Origin of the sequence: Novosphingobium olei (assembly GCF_012927405.1) — a bacterium.
GTDB classification, from domain to species: Bacteria; Pseudomonadota; Alphaproteobacteria; order Sphingomonadales; family Sphingomonadaceae; genus Novosphingobium; species Novosphingobium olei.
In genome coordinates this window covers 1-20,093 of record NZ_JABBGM010000014.1, presented here as the reverse complement: position 1 = coordinate 20,093, position 20,093 = coordinate 1, and the positions used below count along the sequence as shown (strand labels likewise).

Sequence of the window (20,093 nt, the reverse complement as noted above, 5' to 3'; positions counted from 1 at the left end):
GGGCGCAGGTGGGACAGCGATCATTAGTTCCCTACGCTTGTTCAAATGCGACTTGTCCGTCCAAGCAAGTGCAGCGGGCAATTCTTCGATGATTTAGTCGCTGTGGTAGGCTGGCACGCCGGACGGCTGACGCCGAGACCCTTCTATCAGTCCAGCATAGACTGCATCAAAGCCAGTCTCCTCAACCAGCGCCGTAGCCACAGCGTGATCCTGTTCCCGATCTGCAACCTCTGGAAGCCTATGTGCTCGTGGGTTTCGGGATGGCACGATGGGTCGTGCAATTGCGCTGATGGTTCAAAGCACGGCGGGTCGGGCTTCCCCAATCCACATGGTCCAACCCGGACGCGATTCACCCACATTCTGCCTCTGTGCGACGATCGTGCATTTGCCGGAATAAGGCGTGCGTGCACGCACTTTCCACTTTTCCGTACAGGGTGCATACCGGACGGCTAACGCAGAGTGCTGCAGTCGAGCGTCTACGAGCGGGTGGTTTGAGAGAGTCCATGATTTACTATGTCGATGTCAGCGGTGAAACCTGGCAGGAAGTTGCCGCCTTTCTGATGGATGTTGCCGAATGCCGGGCGCACCATTCGCATTATGTTCTCTTGAAGGTTCGCACGGGAGTGAAAGAAGAAGTGAGCAGATTGATTGCTCAACTTGCGGCAGAGGACTGCTTTGAGATTGTGACCGACGATCAGAGCGCGGCCGAGGAGGTAACCTGGCTAAAGCTTGCGGACGTTCGAAGCCAGATGTCCACCAGCTAGCGCAAGCAAGGAGCGCGCGGGGCTTGTGAGGCAAAGCGATTGTTGCCTCGCACGGGAAATTCTGAGCAACACTCGAACATCAAAAGCCGACTTTAATGAGTTGGGACAGTGTAGGAGACCGGACATGCCCAGAGGGCCTACTCGGGAGGATCGACCAGCGGATATGATTAGCTGTGCTGTCGTGGTCGCCAGGATCGCCACAGGCGAGGAATATGAGGGGCCTGCCGCCCCCATTAGCCAAGCCAACCGGCGCGCTGCTTTCAAGCGCGCGGAAGCGCTGTCGCCTGAACGACGATCGGAGATTGCCAGAATCGCTGGTGCAGCGTCTCGAGAGCGACGATTGCGGCGAACGGATGCAAATTGAGACCGCTTCGGTTTGCATGAGGTAACGCAGTGGCAAATCTGCCTTTCGAAAAGCGTGTCGCGATACTGAGCCGGCTTTGCCATGGAGCGCGCACAATTGACTTAATAAACGAGTTCGACACGAGCTTCAGACCAGTGAGCCGTGTATTGGCTGTGGCCGGAGAGACCGCCCTGGCACTTCATCAGCGCCTGATGACTGGCCTGGCTCCAAACGGCATTGTGTGCTCGGCGATCTGGTCGTTCTCGAGCTTCGGCGCTGCTTTGCCATGGGGAAGCAATACCGATGGTAGTAAGGACGTTTGGACCTGGACAGCCTTGGAAAGGCAGACCGGGCTGATCATTGCCTTCCTGGTAGGACCCTACGATGGCGAGACAGCGACGCGGCTGGGGGGGACGATCGCCCGGTCCCTGCGGTCAGCCGAGAGGGAGGATCGGGCGGATCTGTGTCTGGCCTTCGAGCCCACTCGGCCATGGGACCCGGCACAAACCCCTGCAATCTCGGCGTCCCTGCACCAAGGTCTCGAAAGCCCGGTGACCGCTCTGCAAGAAGTAGGGGCACTCGCCCAGGAAATGGGAGGGCAGGGGTTCAAGGTGGAGAGGAAGCCATTCGGGGTGCGACTAGAAAAGCACATCCACGCTTTGGCGGTGTACTTCTTCTTTCATAATTTCATCCGAATGAACCCCACATATGGCCTTACGCCGGCGATGGCGGCGGGCATAACAGACCGGGCTTATTCCTTCGCTGATCTCGTCGCTGCCGGCGATGCCCGACAAGTGGGGAAAGTCGTCGACAGGCTTGTCGCTCCGTCGCAGGGCCTTCGCTGGCGCACACGAAGCATGGGACTGGCCCGGCGTCAGGTGGGCTGTGTCAACAGGGCCTATGAGAACACACAAGCTAGCGCGCTCTTCAGGATGATGGCAAAAAAACGGCCTCTTGCAGTGTGTGCACACCGATGGGGGGCGGCCATCGCGATTGGAGTGATTTCCGCTAAGAAATGACCCGGGCGCATGCGCTCGTAGTTCTGGCCAGTCGCTCGATCTGGCGCAGGCCGTTCCCGAGCACGCCGCCTTGGAGGACATGGCCGCGCGCACGGTGGACCTGCTGCCGGTAGCGCGGCGCCACTGGTACCATCGTGACCAGTGGGGCAACTGGTCGATCAAGGCGGTGCCGCCGACCGTCGCGGCCGACCTTGGCTATGACGGGCTGGAAGTGAGGACGGCGGGCGGGCGCAGGAAGCGCCCTTCAAAGCGAACTCCCCGGACTGTGACCCCGATCACCGCTGGGTGCTGGAAGAGGGCCTGAAAGCCTACAGCGAGCGCGACAAGCGGGCGATGGTGGGGGTGATGCGCCGGTTTTGCGGAAATGGCGCCGATTTGACAGCGCGGAGTTGAACGCGGGCACGTCCCTTGCCGCTTCGTGCCAACGGGACTACATTCGGTCCGTATTCAGTCCGGACAGGCCAGCCCATGAACCTTGAAACCCGCATCAAGCCGATCAGCTATCTGAAAGCGCACAGCGCCGAGGTGATCCGCGAGCTGGGCGAAGGCGCCGCGCCGCTGGTCATCACCCAGAACGGAGAGGCCAAGGCCGTGCTACAGGATGTGGGCAGCTATCAGGCGACGCAGGAGGCGCTGGCGCTGCTCAAGCTGCTGGCGCTGGGGCAGGGGGACATCGCCGCCGGGCGCGTTGTGCCGGTGGCAGGTCTGGCGGACCGTATCCGCGGCCGCTGAACGGCAGTGGCATTGAACGATGGGGCATTGAGCGATGGCGAAGCAGCGCCGCGCCGTGGTGATTGCGCAGGGCGCCGAAGATGACCTTGCCGGGATCTATCGCCGCCGCATTGCCCAGCGCGGGGCAGGGGGCAGCGACGGGGCCGACGCGCTGCTGGACGAGATCGTCCGCGCGATCGAAAGCCTGGGCGAATATCCGTTGCGCGGTGCGGTTCCGGTCGAGCTGGAAGCGCTGGGAATCCAGCTGTACCGCCAGCTTTCGCCATGGCCGTGGCGGATCATCTACCTGCCCGAAGAGACCCGCGTGACGGTGCTGGTGATCGCGGATGCGCGGCGCGATTTCCGCACGCTGCTGGAAGAGCGGCTGCTGCGTTGAGCATGGCGGTATAGCAAGTTTATTCCGGTTTACAGAAAAGCGATAAATCTGCATAAGGTTGCTATGGACAGACGCAGAAATCCCTTTGCGCCAGGTGCAGGCACGCCGCCTCCCGAGCTTGCCGGGCGGGCTTCGCTGATCGAGGATGCGGCGGTGGCGCTTGACCGCATCCGCAGCGGAGGGCGGCGCGCAGCCTGATCTTCTACGGCTTGCGCGGGGTGGGCAAGACGGTGCTGCTGACCACCATCCGCAACCATGCCGAAGCCGAAGGGCTGGTTGTCGTGGCGATGGAGGCGCCCGAGAACCGGTCGCTGCCGGCGATGCTGGTGCCGGCCCTGCGCGCGGCGCTGCTCAAGATGGACCGGATCAAGCAGGTGGGCACCAAGATCCGCTGCGCGCTTTCCGCGCTGGCGGGCTTCGTCAAGCCGCGCGTCAGCTATGAAGGGTTCGAGGTGGCGCTCGATTTCGAGGTGGAGCCGGGCCTTGCCGACAGCGGCGATCTGGAATCCGACCTCGCCGACCTGATCCGCGCGGCGGGCGAAGCGGCACAGGAGCATGGCACCGCCTTCGTGCTGGCCATCGACGAGCTGCAATATGTGCCCGAGGAGGAGCTGGCCGCGCTGATCAGCGCGCTTCACCGCGCAAATCAGCTGCAATTGCCGATCACGCTGGTGGGGGCAGGGCTGCCGCAGCTGCTGGGCCAGATGGGCCGGGCCAAATCCTATGCCGAGCGCCTGTTCGCCTTTGTGCCGCTGGGGCCGCTCGACCGGGCTGGCAGCGACGATGCGATCCGCGTGCCGTTGCAGGCCGAGGGCGCCGACATCACCGAAGGCGCGCTGGCGGCGATCTTTGCCGCAACGCAGGGTTACCCCTACTTCCTGCAGGAATGGGGCAAGCACAGCTGGGACCTGGCGGACGAAAGCCCGATCGACGAGAGCGATGTGGATAACGCAGGCGTGGCTGCGCTGGCCGAACTGGATGCGAGCTTCTTCCGCGTGCGCTTCGACCGGCTGAGCCCGGCGGAAAAGCGCTACATGCGCGCGATGGCCGGACTGGGGGGCAAAGCGGGGGAAGGGCCGCACCGTTCGGGCGACATCGCCGAGGCGCTGGGGGTGAAGGTCAACACCGTGGCGCCCACGCGCAACAGCCTGATCCGCAAAGGCATGCTCTACAGTCCCGCGCATGGCGACACAGCCTTCACCGTGCCGCTGTTCGGCGCGTTCATGCGCCGCGCGATGAAGGCCTGATCCGCGCCGCCACGATCCGGGCCTCGATGATCCAGCACGGTCGCCTGCCATGCCACATCGGTTCGCGCTCATGGATGCCATAAGCGCGCCTCATAATGAGAAGTGCATCTAGCCGGTTTTCATAAACTCAATCGTATAAGTAGAGATTTTCGCTAGTTCCCTTCGCGTTCGCAGCATGGGGCGTGGGCCCTGCTCGCGAACGTGTGAAAATACCGATCGTAGTTGGGGGGAACATGAACCGAATTCGCAAACTGGTGCTGGGTGGAACCAGCCTTGCCGGCCTGCTGGCCGCAACCGCCGCCGCCGCGCAGAGTGCGCCCCAGGCCGATCCGCAGGCGCCCGGAGCCGAGGCGACCAGCGATGCCATCATCGTGACCGGCACGCGCGTTTCCGGCCTGACCCAGGCGGACAGCCCCACGCCGATCAAGGTTCTGGACGATACGGCGCTGTCGCGCGTGGGCCAGCCCAACCTCAACCAGGTGCTGACCCAGCTGGTCCCTTCGTTCAGCGCGCAGGCCTTTGGCGGCGATACCGCGAACCTGACGCTTTCGGCCCGCCTGCGCGGCCTTTCGCCCAACCACACGCTGGTGCTGGTCAACGGCAAGCGCCGCCACGGCACGGCCAACCTTTCGGTCGTCGGCGGGCCCTACCAGGGTTCGGCTGCGGCCGACCTTGACCTGATCTCGCCCATTTCGATCAAGCGCATCGAAGTGCTGGAACAGGGCGCGGCCGCGCAATACGGTTCGGACGCGATCGCCGGCGTGATCAACATCATCCTGAAGGACGATGCCGAAGGCGGCGAATTGCAGGCCACTGCCGGGCAGAACTACAACACCGGCGGCGAGACGCTGGGCGGGTCGGCCAACCTTGGCTTCAAGGTCGGCAAGGCCGGTTTCCTCAACCTGTCGCTTTTCCACCGTTACCACAATTTCACCCAGGTGGGTGGGCTCGACCGGCGCGTGACCGATGCTTCGGGCACCATCCTTTCCAGCCTGAGTGCCGCGAAGCAGGCGCTGTACAAGAACATTGCGGGCTTCCCCTACGTCAACCCGATCATGGGCGATGCCCATTCCAATCTTACCAACCTGCAGTACAATTTCGGCTATGACCTGGGTGACGGGGTCAGCGCCTACAGCTTCGGCAGCTGGTCGAAGCGGATCGCCAGCGCGAAGGAAAACCTGCGCGTGCCCGATCGCATCATCGCATCGTCGGTGTTGGGCGTGGCGGGCACGCTGGGCGCTGCGGACGCCATCCTGTTCGATGCGGACGGTTTCGTGCCGCGGATCGGCCTGCGCGAGGATGACTTTTCGGTCACCACCGGCGTGCGCGGCGATCTGGGCGGCTTCACGTTCGATCTTTCGGGCACGTGGGGGCAGGACAAGAACCTGATCTACACGCTCGATTCGGCCAACCGTTCGCTGTTCATCGACACGCACTTCACCCCGACGGACTTCTACGACGGGCTGTTCCGCAACACCGAATGGACGCTGAACGCCGATTTCACCAAGCAGATCGACGCAGGGCTTGCCCAACTGGTGACGGTTGCCTTCGGTGCCGAGCATCGCAAGAACATCTACGAGATCGGCGCGGGCGATGCCGGGTCGATCTACAAGGAAGGCGGGCAGTCCTATCCCGGCTTCCGCCCGTCGGACGCCGGCAGCCACCGCCGCAACAACACCTCGCTCTATCTCGACGTGGCGCTCGAACCGGTGGAGCACCTCTCGCTCGATGGCGCGGTGCGGTACGAGCACTACTCGGACTTCGGCTCGAAGGTGACGTGGAAGACCACCGGCCGCTATGACTTCAACGATGCGGTGGCCCTGCGCGGCACCGTTTCGACCGGGTTCCGCGCGCCGACCCTGGCCGAAGGCTACTATTCGGCGACGAACGTGTCGCCCACGTCGGCCTTCGTCCAGCTTCCCGCCAACTCGGCCGCGGCCAAGCTGATCGGGTTCCAGAACCTGAAGCCTGAAACATCGACCAGCTACAGCGCGGGGCTTGTGCTGCGGCCCGCATCGCGCCTGACGGTGACGCTCGATGCCTTCCAGGTGAACATCAAGAACCGCATCCTGGGCACCGGCTCGATCTATGGCTCGGGCGGGGCGGTCAACTTCCCGATCGTGACGCAGGCGATTGCCGCCAACGGCAACGTGCTCGATCCCACGGTGACGCTGACCGGCATCAACATCTTCACCAACGGCGCCGATACCCGCACCCGCGGCATCGACCTGGTGGCAAGCTACCTTAGCCAGTTCGACTGGGGCAAGATCAACTGGACCCTGTCGGGCACCTGGAACGAAACCAAGATCACCAAGGTGCGCGCCGCGCCCGCCAGCCTGACCGCGGCGGGGGCATCCTCGCCCATCGCGCTGTTCGACGAAACGGCGCTGTCGAACCTGCAGACGGCATCGCCCCGGGTGAAGGTGGTGACGGCCGCCGATGTCCAGGCAGGGGCGTTCGGCGCAACGCTGCGCGGCACGCTGTATGGCGTGACCAGCAACCGCGCTTCGCCCGACGGCGGCACGTACTATACCCAGCGCGTGCCGGCGGCGTTCATCGTCGATCTGGAAGCGCGCGCCAGCATCGGCAACACGGTGACGATCGCGTTCGGGGCCAACAACCTGTTCGACAAGCGGCCGCCTTCGGTGCCGCTGGTACCCGGCACGACCACGCCGGTGACGGGCGGCGTGGTGATCGACGCGCCGATCACGCTGTCGCCCTATGGCATCAACGGCGGCTACTACTACAGCCGCATCAGCGTGAAGTTCTGAAGCTCCCTCGGGGCGGCGCTCCCTCGTGCCGCCCCACCCTTGTTTCCGGCTGATCGACAGGCTGATTGGCAGGCAGGGCGCGCAGGGAACCCCATGCTCGCCCGGGCCCGTGCTTCATCGCTATGCTTCGGGGCGTGCCGTCAGGTCGAGCGGCACGCAGCCGGCCTTGACGATTGCGGCGAAGCCTGCGGAAATCGCCTTTCCATCGACCAGGTCCACTTTCCACGGCAGCGGGCTTTCGTCGAAGGCTTCGGCAAGTTCGGCCATGAGCGACAGGGGCAGGGGGCTTTCGCCTTCCAGCGCAAGGTCAAGGTCGGACCACGGCTTGGGCGCGGGCTTGCCTGCCCCGGCGGCGCGGCTGCCGAACACGCTGACGGTAACGCCGGGCGGCAGGTGCGCGGCAAGGATCGCGCGCACTTGCGCCAGTTCCTGCGCGCTCAGGGCCAGCGACTGGCTCATGCGCGCGATTGCAGGCGCGCCAGCAGACCCTGCGCTTCGGCCAGGAAATCCGGGATCGCGGCGGTCACCTGCAGCGCCTTCGCCTCGTCATACGTGTGCGAGGTGATGTTGCGCATTTCGCGGAAGGCGCGCCAGTCGGCCCACTGGCCGGGGACGAGGCCCTGCTCCACCCCGCTGCGGATCAGTTCGGGAAAGGTCATGCGGTCGATCGCCTCGGGATTGGCGGCGGCTTCTTCCAACGCGCGGCGCAGCAGCTTGTGCGCCAGATCGTAGGTGAATTCGAACCGCTGGATCAGCCCGTCGCGGATCTGGGTGTCGCTTTCGTCGGCACGATAGCGGGCAAGCCCTTCGGACAGGCGCGCGACCCTGCCTGCAAGAGCTGAGAAATCGAGCGGCATGGCGGACGTGTGCCACGCCGGTGAGGTGCGGGAAAGGGGGGAGGGCGAGGGGGTGAAGTGGCGAGGGCGGAAGGGGAAACGACGATACGATCCGTGCCACCGGTTCTGACGCCGGTCCCCCGTACGGCTGCAGACACGTCGCTCGTCGTTTAGGCGGTACAGGCAAAGGCCGAGATGCATCCGTTATTTGCAGGCATGACAACCCCGCCGCAAAACCCGCCTCTTCCGTTTCGCAGGACTGTCTCTCCCGCGCCGCGTAGAACAGAATACGCGCACCTGCTGTCAACGGGGGTGTCGTGTTCCATTTTGTGCCTTGAAGCGTATGCCCAGACTTATGATCACGCAGTGGCGCGAGGAATAGCCGTAATGGCTGGAATATATCTACTGAACGTGGGGGAGAGGGGGTTTTGGGTGTCCGTTGAATATTAAAGGTCGCCATCGACTTGGTAACCGTCGAAACGGTAGGTGCGGTGACCAGCTGATTTCCCGCCGGACCATCGATATGGCGGCGCTGCTCGCCGTTCATGTAGTCACCCTTGCCGAACACTTGCAGGTTGGAGCTGATCATCTACCCGGCCTGGACAGCGGCGCTCCCGCCCTCAACGCTTGTCGCAGATGCCGCTGCCATTGTTTAGCGGTGCATTTTGCATTGCAGGTGCGGGTTCGTCAGTGGCTGCCTTCGGCGATGATCACGGTTGCGCTCGTTGTTTTGCTATCGCGGAATTTGTCGTGGTGATTGCCTTCCGACTGGAAGCGATTATCTCCGGCGTTGGCTTCAATACGAACCCCGCGAAAGGTCATGGCATTGCAAAAGGATTGCAGATTTGCCTGCGCGGAAGAAGACTGGCCAGCGATAGCCGTTGCAACAACGACCAGACGAACATGTGTCTTGGCGACCACGTGTCTTCCCCCACGTAGATTCTCTCCACCAAAAATCGCCGCATTCTTTGGTGTTCCGCGAGGTAAAGTCGGAGCTGTTCCCATTGCTGAAGGCATGATCGATCGGCAATACCAGACCCCTGTAAGATCTTCAGCCGCTGGCACAGTCCGCAGTTGGGCAGACTCCCACTCGCGAGCTCGTATCGGGAGCTTCTCACAGACTGGCGGGTGGGAAAAGAGGATTGAAAAGCATCGACCGATAAAGCCAATGCTCCGCGGCGTGACAGCCACAACGGTCTACCGTTTTGTTGCTGAGGCGAAGACAACAAGGGTCCGTGCGCAATTCCTTTTCCGGGTATAGGGCGAGAAACGCCTGAGCCGGCATTCTAAGCTCCAGCAAGTTCAGCGACCTGTGCTCGCGCTAGAGGTAAGCAGTTGTCCGATGATATTCCGAGAGGTTCGGGGCAAGCACCTTCGATTTGCTACACGTACTTTGATCTAAACCGTCAGGCTGTTGCGATGATCACGAAAACCGGAAACATAGCAAATAAGGGGGACCAATCGTTGCGAACGCGCCTTACTGAAGACCATGTCCGTCAACTTGGTCGACTGGGGGCGGCCCATCTTGCGGCCGAACGTGTGAGAACCAGCGTTCTTGGTCCAGACCTGCGCTGGGGTCCGGGTTGGAGCATGATGCTGGCGCTCTATGATGCCCATTCTCGCGACAGACCCTATTCGCTAAAGCAGCTCTACGACGCTGCCGGAGTGAACAACGCAACTGCAGCGCGCTGGCTTGGCATCCTTGTTCAACGAGGACTGATGCTGCGCACTCCTGACGCCGTCGATGGTAGAAAACACTGGGCAATCCTGACGGAGCTGGGTGTTGCTGCTATGGAAGATTGTTTGCTTGTTGAAAGCGATCTGTTCAACACGGCTCTGGCTGGGCCCGGTTTGAGCGTTTCACAAAACGGCCCCGACACCGTGCGCCCAAAGTCCGTCAGGCGTCGGGACTGAAAATCCCGGGTAACTGCCGCGCTAGTCCAAGTAACGAAGACGTCGTGTCGACCAGCCCTCCCATGCCGCTCGCTCCGCTAGGACGAGCGCACGGAAGCGCCAGTCATCGTCTATGCAGGGTTCCTGTCGCCTGCGGGCAAAGAGGCATTGGCGCACAAGAGTGCCCCAGTGTTGCGCATGCGGAGCGCCAGAAACAACGGCCTTTTGCAGTTGTCTGCCCCCTCTTACGCCCTGGATAACCTGAATCGATGACCCGCATTGTCCCGAATTCAAGCCATTCTCACGAACGGACAGCAATCGCCGCCCACTAGTATCCGCATTGCCCGTGGCGAGCGAAGCTCGAGATTAATCCGGGACGAAGAGGCGTTCCGGTTTGCACCCTCGGTATTCACTCGCTATCTTGCTTGCTGGGTATCGATGACGATGCCGTGGCTTTCCTACCGCCTTGTAGCCGCCGCCCGTCTGAATCCAGCCCAGCGCGGACGGGTCACCCTTCCCCCGGGACTGCCCGTCCGTGCCACAAGCAAGGTTCGCGCATTATCCGTCCGGTAACGCCGAGGCGATCGATACTGAACTTTCGGATTTCAGCCACGCGGCGGATGCCGATGCCGTCGAGCGAATTTCCGTGACGGTCCTTGCGAGCGCGATGACTGTGATCGGGTGCAAGTGACAGGACCCCAGTTGATCGGTTAAAATCCTTGAAATAGCCACGCAGCGTGCTGCCATCGGGCTTTTCGATTTCGAGCAGCGAGCCGTGATAGACCGAAAACAGGAACTGATGTCCAGGCTCGATGAAGGGCCATGCCACCTCATTCTTCCTTGCAACGCAAGTTTGCTGAGGCGGCGCAGGCCACCCTCGCTTGTCAGCAATCTGATGCCGATAGACTGGAATGGAGAAAAACTCGGGTGCGCCTTTGGCGCTCATCTTCCGGTAGAGGTCGAGGCGAACGATGCTGCCTCGCTCAGCAACACCCCCGCGCACTCGGACACCTACCCGACCGCTGCGTCGAATGCGGACCTTGCGGATCGTCAAGCCGGAGGGAGCCTGGGGCCACCGGTCCTTTGGTTTGCCAGCTGCAATCCACGATCCGATTGCTGCGATGATCGCGCAGTTGCGAACGGGATCCTTTATTCGCGCCAGGTCGCCAGCATCGAGTTCTTCGATTGGTCGCCGCTCGTAGATGACAGGGCCTGTTGCCTCCTGAACCAACCTGCGGACAGTCGCTTCGTGCCCTTCGCCGCGCGCACGTCTTTGTTCTCCTTGCGCAACGAAAACGGCGTCCCACTGCTCGGCGGCGCTGTGAAGACATGAGCTTGTAATCGGGCCACAAGGGAAGGTCTCGTCGCATTGGGCAACGGCCATACCCAGAGCGATAAGCGCTTGACGTCTTGCGTCATCGGGCCGAGCGAGCCGGGCAGCGAGCTTGTCGAACCCGCCAATTAACGGCAAGCCCAGCACGGCGGGCGATGCATAGGCAATGACTTCGGGAGCATGGACACTCTCGGGGTTGCTGTCTGCTCCGATGAGTTGTGCGGCACGCCTAAACCGCACAGCGAGTGCTCTGCGATCCTGCGTCATCGCGCGTCTGGCGGCAACGTCGCTCTCGCCGCTTGCGAACAGAAAGCGCCGCTTTGTAGCCTCGCCAAGGCACTCGCTCGAGGCGATGGCTTCCTTGAACCGCTCCACAGTTGCAGGTGGTCCATTTCGTTCGAGCCATTCGAGGGGCGTTTGCGTTGCTATCGACCGTCCGACTGCTCGTGATCTGAGCATCAGGTTCGCAGGTCGGGCATCCTGAAACCTCGACCAGGGGAGAATCAGGTCAATGGAAAAATCCGCCTCATCGGTCAGCGCACCGCGGTCGATGTATTGCCCCGACATAGGGCAACGCCAATCCTGCCTCTTGGCAAGGCGGTAGCGCATGAGCGTAACGTCCGATACCTCATCGAGCCCCAGCGTCGCTGCGGCCAGCGCACGCTCTGCTTCAAATTTCCTGGCGCGAAGATCGTTGCGTCGTCTCGCTGCCAAGCGGCCGATGCGTGCAACGCCGACTGCAGCATCGATTGAAATGCATACCTGCGTTGCAGATCCCCATCGTTTGCGCACCGCAAACAGTTGCTTGAGCCCTTCTGTCAGCACTTTGCGCACGCGGACATCGCCGATTCCCGTTAGGGTCCGTTCAATCAGATTCTGGAATGAGGCGCGGTCGGTGACGGCGATGTCTGGTGCTCTGCCTTGTTCAATATAGCCGAGCGCCGCAGTTGCTTCGTCAAAGGAATGCCCTAATGCCATGACCTCGGTCAGACGGCGCAGAGCTTTTGCAGAATAGCGCGCAGTCCTCCGATAATCCCGAAAAATTCCGGAGGCGAAACCTGATGACAGCGCCATTATGTCTCGGTCGCAAATGCCAAGCGACGCTAGTTTTTGGTGCAATGCTTTCTCGCTGTCGGCAGCGGCTACGGCATCAGCAACAGCGTCGATGCGCGGTTTATCTTCTGAGAGGCTGGTCCAGGCGTTCTCACCCAGCGTTGCGCGCAAGACTTGCGTGCCAAGTGTTGCACATGGTTCTGCCTTTCCAAGGCGGCGCGCGTCCGGGTTGAGGGGTGTCGTGCAAGTCCCCTGCGTTTGTGCACGCAGCACCGTCGGGGAAATCTGGGCCTTGCATCCGAGCTCGCGGTGGAGGCGAGCGAGATCGAATGCCTCAGTACGCTTGGTCGAATCTTCGCAAGCAAGGCGCCACCGGGCTATCGAGACGACCCTGAAAGCCTCAAATGCGGGGGAGGCAATTGACGTCCGATACTCGCCCGGCTCGAAGGGGCAGGGCAGCAGGGAAGGTGGCTTCGCACCCCATTGATCGGCAGACAGCAAAATCAGGTAGGCTTCTTCCAGTTCGGCTGTTGCGGCCGCGCTAGAGTACCGCCGCTGTGCGGTGAAGATTTGCCTGATTTCATCAACTATTGCGTCGCGCTCGCAGGAGGTGTCGAGGGGTTGGCCGCCCTGATGGAGGAGCCGCAGGCCATGAATGCGCTCGCCATGGGTTCGGCCGGCAGGATTTGTTTCTGTTGCCGCAGGCACCGACTCACCTGGGCCATGGTCCTTGCGCCGCGTTGGCCATGGAGCATGGCCGCGCCGTTTTGCAATGTGTGCAAGCACCGTTGCCAGCTCCTCCACGCTCAACACGCGATCGAGCGCTGCAGAGCGCAGGGTCCAACCATCTGAGGCAGTTGAGCGCAGCGCGCTGCTCGAGCTCTTCTGGATCAGTCCATGGGCCACCAGCAGTTGGCGCAAGGCCTTCATCCGACGGGCCCGACGGCGCGTTGTCCGTCGCCTTGCGTTCAGCTGCTGGCGAAGTGACGCGGTCGATTCAAGGTCCTTGGCGCGTTCGGGCACGCGAAAGAGCCAAGTGCCGTAGCCTAGAACCTGATGTCTGCCCGCTTGACGATCGGATCGCACCGCAGCCCAGCCACATTGCCCAGACGCCAAATGGATCGAATAGACTGTCTGTACTGCCACGCTATCCCAACTTGAATTCCCGGCTTGACGAAAGCCTGCCTTCCGGCGAGACGCATTAGCGCAAAGCGGCAGGAAAGCCACGGTAACAGCGTCCCACTGTGAAGGATCATCCGCAAGGAAATTCCTGATTGGGATCTTACACTGGCGATAGCCTGTTGCTTTGCGTTTAGGGTTTTTCGGGAACGGACACAGATAAACCGATCGCGAAATGGACCACACTAAGCTCTTAGCGAATGTAGATTTTCGTGGGGTCGAGCTAGTTAGGCGCTGAACGAAACACGCCGTCTCTATCTTTGCTGGGTTGCAGCTAACTTCCCAGCAGTTGCCGTCAGAGCACGATACGGACCCAATAGATCCGCGTACGGTGCGGTACGGCCGCGTGAAGCACTTTCCTCCTCGGCAATCAGGCGGCCGGTGAGAGGCTTAACATCACAGCCCGCTACGTTGCTTGCCAGAGTGAAAGCGTGGAGATACCTCAGGCCGCTGAAATCAGTATGCAGCCATCACGCTGCTCGAAGTCGAATCGAATGGCCCGTCAACGACGATTCTCCATCACTTGGTCGACGCGCACCTTCGATGTTGAAGCGGCCGGTAAGCGTGGTCAATTCTTGAGCTTCTTCAGCCAAACTTTGTGCTGCGGCATTTGTCTGTTCGGCCATCGCCGCGTTGTGCTGCGTCAGCTTGTCCATTTCATGGGCAGTCTGATTAACTTGCTCGATCGAACGCGCTTGGGTGATTGAGCCTTGCGCAATCACGTCAATCTGCGCTCGGATCTCAACAATTTTGGTCAGGACTGTCTGAAGCAAGGTGCCGGTGCCTCCGACCAGCTTCACGCCTTCAGCCACCCGCTCGCTCGAATTGGCAATCAAGGAGCGGATGCTGCTGGCGGCCTCAGCGCTACGCTGAGCCAACGCGCGCACTTCGGTCGCGACCACTGCAAAGCCCTTGCCAGCCTCACCGGCACGCGCTGCTTCCACGCCGGCGTTGAGCGCCAAGAGGTTTGTCTAAAACGCAATGCCATCGATGAGTCCGATTATCTGACCAATCTCCTGTGAGGAACTCTCTATGGCGTGCATTGTCTCAGTGGCCTCGAACACAACGGCCTCACCGGCACTTGCGTCCTGGTAGCAGTCTCGACAGCGAGCTTTACTGCAGCTGTTCCCACGGCGGCAGCGGCAACAAGCGCGCCGACCTCGTGCATGGCGGCCACTGTCTGCTCGACATGGGTTGCTTGGTGTGTGTTGCGCGCCGCTAGGTCATCCGCTGCGGCCCGGATCTGTGTTGATCCTGACGAGACGCGCGCCGAAGACTGCGCCACATCGCACAAGAGTTCAGCGAGGTGTCCAGCACTGCGATTGTAAGCTTCCCGCAGATTCTCATAGCGTGCAGCAAAAGGTGCGGAAATCCGGTGCGAGAGATCACCTCGAGACAATGCATCGAGGCCTGCCGAGATATGCGACACGACTTCGGACTGGGCCTGCTCGGCCGCCCGCCTTTCGCGGGTCGCCTGCTGGAAAGTTTGTACAGCTCGCTGGACCGCCGCCATCTCGTCTTCGCTGGTTCCGACATCGATTTCTTGGGAAAGGTTGCCGGCACTCATCAGATCGAGCTGGAGAGCAAGGCGCTGCAACGGGCGCACCACGATGCGTCTGAGCTGAACCAATATCCAGCCCAGAAAGCCGGCAAAGGCTAGCGAGACCACAGCGCTCGCGACGAGCGATGTCACGCCAAGATTGTCAGAGGAATGGTCCAGAGACGCTTGGCGCTTATCAAGAGCATTCGCCACTTTGTCCTGGCTCGCCTCCAAGGTATCGAATGCCTGCTCAAGCTCGCCGACCTTTTGTTCCGCTGTCGCTGGATCAACGCGCACGAGGTTTGCAACGGTTGTTGCGCTGCCGGTATAGGCATCAAGATCCCGCGCAACCGATGTGAGGCTGACCTTGATGTCCTCGTCGAGGTTCAGAGCGCGATTGGCGTTGAGATAACCGCGAATGTCTCGACTGTAGTCGGAAACCTCTGCAATGGCCGCGTCGCGTTCATTGGCATTCCCCTTCTGCGCGGCGTGAAGCGCGCGGTAGACAGAGCCGCGAATGGCATCGTGCAGCATGTCCGCCTGCATATGATTGTGCATGGCGACCGAGTTCAGTCGTTCGGCGTCATTGGATGCAACGAGGCGACGCTCCATGAATGTCGTGACACCTACCTGCACAAGGAAGGCAAGCGCCAGGGTCGCCCCGCCAGCTTTAAGTCGCTCGTTGAGCTTCATTGCCCCGCCAAAGTATCTTTGCTGCATCAGCAAAAGGTCGTGGAGGGCTCTTAGTCCGGCTGGGTTGTCACAAGATGTCGCGACGCGCTAAGAAGTTGTACCGATATAAAAAAGTTTGGGAAATAAAAACTTCCAAAAAAATAATCTACGCCATTTATCTTTGTTTACCACTCACTCAAAATACGCGAAAAGCTCATTCGGCTGGAAGCCAATTCGCCCTGCATTCTAATATGGCTTCGTTGTTGATTTTTGCATGGAGTTCAATCTCCAGGAGCATAATCTCCGCTTTGAAGTCAGCGATTTTCTGACTTCCCCTTTGTCTGTCTAGTCGGGGGGCGTCGATTGCGTTGCTTAACCAGCTTCCTGCACACGAACTCGCTAACGAGCAGCGCCAGCACCAGCGTTAGTGACACTGTGATGGCAGCTATGCCAACGGACATTACACTTCTCCGTTTAGCGAGGAGCACCCTCGCCTCTCGGTCACCGGCGAACGGGCAAGTGTCTACGGTAGCGTTTCATCATGCAAATGTCGAGGTTTGACGATTTACGTTCATCTTCCCAGTGTGTTGAACGACCTCGTTGGCCACAGCGATACCCAAGCTCATCAGGATCGCGAGCAGGGCAGGTACGCCCATTCACTCGTATCCATCTTGGAGGCCTCATGGCATGAAATATCGCGAACAATCACCGTGGCCGACAAGATGTGAGCACGTTCTATCCTTCGAAACCGCCCCTCGACATGGCTTCAGGAGATTTCACCAAATCTTCGGGCTCCGCCCTTGCGCGATGGCAAGCTGAAGCAAAGGAGAGAAGCTTTCCCGCCTTGCTGGATTATCTATTGCCGCAGGCGGTCCCTGATGCTTCTCCTCCAAGGCAGCGCGCGCTGCGAAGTGCCTGAATTCCGCTCACCCTTGGCTGCGCTTGATCACCAGATACCAACGGTAGTTAGACTAGAACGGCGCCAGCGGTCCTGTCGTATCGGCAACGGTCTTGAGGCGCGTGATAATTTCCTCAAGGGAGGCAAGAACTGCCGCTCGCATCATGTCGGGCCCAATCGAGCCCGCTTTCAGAAACGGCGCTCCGTCCGCAGCGGCGAGAGCAAGTGTTTCAAGGTCATGAAGCCAAGTTACAGGCTGATCAGCAAGTCGCGCACATTGTAAGGCCATCGAGCTCACGAGAACATTTAAAGTGTTGATTTGTATGGATAGGATACCTGCTTCAATGTCGCCTTGGCGGTTCGCAAGTTCCATCTGCCGAGTTTCCTTAAACGCTCTTGAGGTAGCCTCGTCCTAAAACCATGCATTGTCTTTAATCAATTGCTTTGTTGAACGTCGAGCAACGTTTCTAGCCGATCTGGTTCAGGATTAGCTTGCCGCTGCAGTGCGATGGTTCATCCGTGTGGCGGGTGCTAGCGCGCGCCATGGCGGACGCGCTCTAGACCGCCTCATATCAAGCCACACCTTCCCTTGCTTAGGCCGTCCGCGCGTGGCCATAAGTGTCTATCAACGACGCCCAACTTTTGGTCAGGCTGCAAGGTTTGCGGCTCGAGCCACGCCTAAGCCAAGTTTTGCGCATGCGCCTCGCGCCGCCAGCGTCTGAGTGGGGTGCTTCAGCTCGGATTCACGGGTGTCTTTCCTCTCCATCATCGCCGAAACGGAGGACTTGCGCTGCCCCGCAAAATAATCCCGTCGTTCGGTAACTAGTAAACAGCGAGGAAATGGCGCGTACCGTTGCTGCGCCAATACAGCAGGACGCGCTCTGTGGGTTCGCAATTTACAAATGGTAGAGCGTGTCGCGCCGTTCGGCGTAAATAGCTGGCATGCTCCCACTGCGATTAGCCCCAGTTGGTCTGCTAGATGCCCAATAAATCTGCGTCAGAAAGGCGTGAGAAAAATTGATTCAAACATTAATTCGAGCAGAATATCACGAAAGAAACCCCGGCAAGTGCGAGACTTGCCGGGGAGAGTAAGCACCGACAAAAGGGTAAGGGCGATGCCGGTGCGGTCTCGGGTCGCATGCGAGACGGCATGCAAGATAGCTTAAGAGAGCCGAGACGAGAATACGAAAAATAGAGTTCAAGAACTCGTCGACGCAAAAAATTCGATCGGACGCAAAAGTGTAACGAAACATTTCTGTTTCAACTCAGTTGCGCGATGTGTAGAAAAATGTAGGTCATTTAAATCGTATATAAATTTATCATACGAAATAAAAAATGTCTAAAACAATAGTATCGACCTTAGTATGATCAAAAATTAAATGGCCCGACTTACAAAACGCTCGCACAAGCGGTGAAGTGTCTCGATATCGAGGTGATTGACCGGTTTCATGCCCTAACCGCGTCAAGGGCTGCTGCACGTCTTCGGAGATCGCTTCAGCATCAAGGTGGTCTCGCCCCTGTTTGACTTGAGGAATGGCTCCGCGGCCTGAGGCTTCATCAGACCAACGTGATGCCCGATTAAGCGAGCTCGCGCGCGCGGTGGTGCGCGCTGCAGCGAGTTGCCATGCCCGCAAGGCAGACCGGTGTGCTTCCGAACTGCTTCATGAGCGGGAAACGGTTGTTCATCTGTGGGGCCATTTACGGAATGAGCGACAAGCGGGCGTGCCATTTGGCTATGGCCGGCTGCACATCGTGTTCCAGCGCGCAGGCGAACTCCGGGTTTACCGGCGTTATCATGAAGAAGGTCTTGGCGTGCGCAAGCGCCGGTACGGCGCAGGGCTGGCGGCACGCGATCTTGATCTTCGGGGAAGCCCGGCGCAATGCGCGCTGGAGCCTGAATTTCGCTTGGCTATGGGCGGAGGGGGCCGGTGCTCAATCTCGTCGGTGACATGGCGGGGGTTGGCTTCCCGCGTCTCCGAGACGTCGAACTGTAGGCGAAAGACTGCAGGATCCGTCGCCTGCATTCTTCAATCGGATGACGAGCTCTCGTCAGCAATACCCGAGCAATTTTTGCAATGGGTCAGCTTTGGCTGACCCCATTGCAAAGAAAGTGCCCGAAGGCATAACCACAACCGCCGTGACTCTAAACAGGGCTTGATGAAAGTCCCATGGCAGGTCGGTGGCCCACCGATCATAGGACGGCAGGCCATCTCTTTAACGAGGCATTTGACTATTCTGCTCAGATCAGGCCGCCGTCTTGGCGCGGCCGCGTTTTGGCGCAGGCTTACGGCCGAGGCCAATCTTCTTGGCGAGTTCGCGACGCTTATCGGCGTAAGCCGGGGCAACCATCGGATAGTCGGCGGGCAGATTCCAGCGTGCGCGATACTGTTCCGGAGTCATGTTGTAGCGCGTCGCAAGATGCCGCTTGAGCATCTTGAGCTTCTTGCCGTCTTCAAGGCAGACGATGTAATCGCTCTTCACAGAGGAGCGAACCGAAACAGCCGGTTCAGGCGTCGGCTCTGCCACCGGCTCGGTTGTGTTGACACCAGCAAGCGCTGAATAGACTTTCGAGATCAACGTCGGAAGATCCCCGACTGCAACGCTATTGTTGCTGACATGCGCTGCAACGATATCGGAAGTGAGCGTGATAAGCGTTTCACGCATATCGTTTTCCATTTCAGTCATACTTTTTTGACCCGCTAAATTATATAGTGGAGTGATACATAAGTTATTCCGGATATTTTGCAACCCAGCCGGCATTGCAGAGTGAGTGCAATCCGTGACCGGGCCGCTGACGGCAATTCTCATGCTGACGACCAAAACACTCTAACAGTCTGAAAAAACATCAAAAAAATATGGTGTTCTGCATAACCAGCGTCAAGCATAATTTTCTGACAAGCGATGTTAAGTGCCCTAGTGTCGCTGTTCGTAACGGCCTCCCGTTCTGAACAGCGCATCCTAGTGAAATAACTGGTCGACTTCGGAAATCGAATATCTCGCACGCGCCGCTCGGGCAACGGCGTCATCAGCAAAATACATCCAATTAAGTCAGCCTCGATCCTATTGCGGTCGGGAGAAGCAAAATGAAATAGGTTTGGCTTGCCTTATAAGGGCGATGGACGACCAGTTCTCGGTGACTGCGAACATGAGGGGAGGGGCACTGGCAATCGTCGTGGGCTCAAAGACACAATTGGTGTCATGCAGAAAAAGGACGCCTAGGCACTATTGTTCTGTGTTCGCAGAAAATTGCGCACAGTCATTGTTGCAATCTGATCATAGCGAGCTTCTTTTCATTATAACACGTAAATCAGATCGCTAGGTGTTCAGTCCCGGCATTTGGTGGATCGGATTGACGATGAAGCGTTCTGGCTCTGAGGTCCAGATTTTTGCGATGTATTCGTAGGGCGTGAGCCCGCTGAGTGTCTTGAGCCGGCGGG

15 protein-coding genes and 1 pseudogene are annotated in these 20,093 nt (G+C 59.8%); 7 read left to right on the top strand and 9 right to left on the bottom strand.

The window, feature by feature from the left end:
- The first annotated feature begins 503 nt into the window (after window positions 1-503).
- From HHL27_RS19635 to HHL27_RS19610, 6 genes are all read left to right on the top strand, one after another.
- Window positions 504-764 (top strand): hypothetical protein, encoded by a 261-nt coding sequence (locus HHL27_RS19635; RefSeq protein ID WP_169495099.1) that lies wholly within the window; start codon window positions 504-506, stop codon window positions 762-764.
- Window positions 765-1,157: 393 nt separating this feature from the next.
- A complete protein-coding gene (locus HHL27_RS19630) occupies window positions 1,158-2,126 on the top strand; it encodes a hypothetical protein (protein ID WP_169495098.1) in 969 nt (322 codons plus the stop codon).
- 468 nt (window positions 2,127-2,594) lie between these two features.
- On the top strand, window positions 2,595-2,858 hold the full coding sequence (locus tag HHL27_RS19625; RefSeq protein ID WP_169495097.1) for a type II toxin-antitoxin system Phd/YefM family antitoxin: 264 nt from the start codon (window positions 2,595-2,597) through the stop codon (window positions 2,856-2,858).
- Window positions 2,859-2,892: 34 nt separating this feature from the next.
- Window positions 2,893-3,234, top strand: a complete 342-nt coding sequence (locus HHL27_RS19620; protein ID WP_169495096.1) for a type II toxin-antitoxin system RelE/ParE family toxin — start codon at window positions 2,893-2,895, stop codon at window positions 3,232-3,234.
- Between the two features lie 218 nt (window positions 3,235-3,452).
- Window positions 3,453-4,481, top strand: coding sequence for an AAA family ATPase (locus HHL27_RS19615; RefSeq protein ID WP_338114966.1), 1,029 nt, complete (start codon window positions 3,453-3,455; stop codon window positions 4,479-4,481).
- A 233-nt stretch (window positions 4,482-4,714) separates the two neighbouring features.
- Window positions 4,715-7,252 carry a TonB-dependent receptor plug domain-containing protein gene (locus HHL27_RS19610; RefSeq protein WP_169495095.1) on the top strand — a complete coding sequence of 846 codons (2,538 nt, stop codon included), beginning with the start codon at window positions 4,715-4,717 and terminating at the stop codon, window positions 7,250-7,252.
- A gap of 120 nt (window positions 7,253-7,372) precedes the next feature.
- Here HHL27_RS19610 and HHL27_RS19605 read toward each other — a convergent pair whose 3' ends face one another.
- The 3 genes from HHL27_RS19605 to HHL27_RS19595 all read right to left on the bottom strand — a co-directional run bounded on the left by HHL27_RS19605 (window position 7,373) and on the right by HHL27_RS19595 (window position 9,009).
- Window positions 7,373-7,711 carry a nucleotidyltransferase domain-containing protein gene (locus HHL27_RS19605; RefSeq protein WP_169495094.1) on the bottom strand — a complete coding sequence of 113 codons (339 nt, stop codon included), beginning with the start codon at window positions 7,709-7,711 and terminating at the stop codon, window positions 7,373-7,375.
- The gene (locus tag HHL27_RS19600; protein ID WP_169495093.1) at window positions 7,708-8,109 is read right to left on the bottom strand and encodes an HI0074 family nucleotidyltransferase substrate-binding subunit; all 402 of its coding nucleotides are present in this window, start codon (window positions 8,107-8,109) and stop codon (window positions 7,708-7,710) included. Before HHL27_RS19600 ends, HHL27_RS19605 begins: the two co-directional genes overlap by 4 nt.
- A gap of 666 nt (window positions 8,110-8,775) precedes the next feature.
- Window positions 8,776-9,009 carry a hypothetical protein gene (locus HHL27_RS19595; RefSeq protein ID WP_169495092.1) on the bottom strand — a complete coding sequence of 78 codons (234 nt, stop codon included), beginning with the start codon at window positions 9,007-9,009 and terminating at the stop codon, window positions 8,776-8,778.
- Between the two features lie 498 nt (window positions 9,010-9,507).
- On the opposite strand from HHL27_RS19595, the gene HHL27_RS19590 reads away from it, so the two are divergent.
- A complete protein-coding gene (locus tag HHL27_RS19590; RefSeq protein WP_206069733.1) occupies window positions 9,508-10,002 on the top strand; it encodes a MarR family winged helix-turn-helix transcriptional regulator in 495 nt (164 codons plus the stop codon).
- Between the two features lie 487 nt (window positions 10,003-10,489).
- On the opposite strand, the gene cas9 is transcribed toward HHL27_RS19590, so the two are convergent.
- From cas9 to HHL27_RS19560, 6 genes and pseudogenes are all read right to left on the bottom strand, one after another.
- Entirely contained in the window at window positions 10,490-13,513 is a 3,024-nt protein-coding gene (gene cas9, locus HHL27_RS19585) for a type II CRISPR RNA-guided endonuclease Cas9 (protein WP_338114965.1), read from the bottom strand.
- A gap of 503 nt (window positions 13,514-14,016) precedes the next feature.
- Window positions 14,017-14,508 carry a methyl-accepting chemotaxis protein gene (locus tag HHL27_RS19580; RefSeq protein WP_169495089.1) on the bottom strand — a complete coding sequence of 164 codons (492 nt, stop codon included), beginning with the start codon at window positions 14,506-14,508 and terminating at the stop codon, window positions 14,017-14,019.
- Window positions 14,509-14,576: 68 nt separating this feature from the next.
- Window positions 14,577-15,779, bottom strand: a complete 1,203-nt coding sequence (locus HHL27_RS19575) for a HAMP domain-containing protein (RefSeq protein WP_169495088.1) — start codon at window positions 15,777-15,779, stop codon at window positions 14,577-14,579.
- Between the two features lie 950 nt (window positions 15,780-16,729).
- The gene (locus HHL27_RS19570) at window positions 16,730-17,029 is read right to left on the bottom strand and encodes a hypothetical protein (protein WP_169495087.1); all 300 of its coding nucleotides are present in this window, start codon (window positions 17,027-17,029) and stop codon (window positions 16,730-16,732) included.
- A 1,871-nt stretch (window positions 17,030-18,900) separates the two neighbouring features.
- The gene (locus HHL27_RS19565; protein WP_169495086.1) at window positions 18,901-19,341 is read right to left on the bottom strand and encodes a Ros/MucR family transcriptional regulator; all 441 of its coding nucleotides are present in this window, start codon (window positions 19,339-19,341) and stop codon (window positions 18,901-18,903) included.
- A gap of 630 nt (window positions 19,342-19,971) precedes the next feature.
- Window positions 19,972-20,093 (bottom strand): annotated as a pseudogene (locus HHL27_RS19560) (IS481 family transposase); the annotation flags it as partial.

Excerpts from the sequence above, each read along its gene's own strand:
- HHL27_RS19575 (WP_169495088.1), bottom strand. The coding sequence starts at position 15,779 with ATGAAGCTCAACGAGCGACTTAAAGCTGGCGGGGCGACCCTGGCGCTT.
- HHL27_RS19620 (WP_169495096.1), top strand. The coding sequence starts at position 2,893 with ATGGCGAAGCAGCGCCGCGCCGTGGTGATTGCGCAGGGCGCCGAAGAT.
- HHL27_RS19565 (WP_169495086.1), bottom strand. The coding sequence starts at position 19,341 with ATGACTGAAATGGAAAACGATATGCGTGAAACGCTTATCACGCTCACT.
- HHL27_RS19635 (WP_169495099.1), top strand. The coding sequence starts at position 504 with ATGATTTACTATGTCGATGTCAGCGGTGAAACCTGGCAGGAAGTTGCC.
- HHL27_RS19590 (WP_206069733.1), top strand. The coding sequence starts at position 9,508 with ATGATCACGAAAACCGGAAACATAGCAAATAAGGGGGACCAATCGTTG.
- HHL27_RS19610 (WP_169495095.1), top strand. The coding sequence starts at position 4,715 with ATGAACCGAATTCGCAAACTGGTGCTGGGTGGAACCAGCCTTGCCGGC.
- HHL27_RS19625 (WP_169495097.1), top strand. The coding sequence starts at position 2,595 with ATGAACCTTGAAACCCGCATCAAGCCGATCAGCTATCTGAAAGCGCAC.
- HHL27_RS19600 (WP_169495093.1), bottom strand. The coding sequence starts at position 8,109 with ATGCCGCTCGATTTCTCAGCTCTTGCAGGCAGGGTCGCGCGCCTGTCC.
- HHL27_RS19570 (WP_169495087.1), bottom strand. The coding sequence starts at position 17,029 with ATGGAACTTGCGAACCGCCAAGGCGACATTGAAGCAGGTATCCTATCC.
- HHL27_RS19605 (WP_169495094.1), bottom strand. The coding sequence starts at position 7,711 with ATGAGCCAGTCGCTGGCCCTGAGCGCGCAGGAACTGGCGCAAGTGCGC.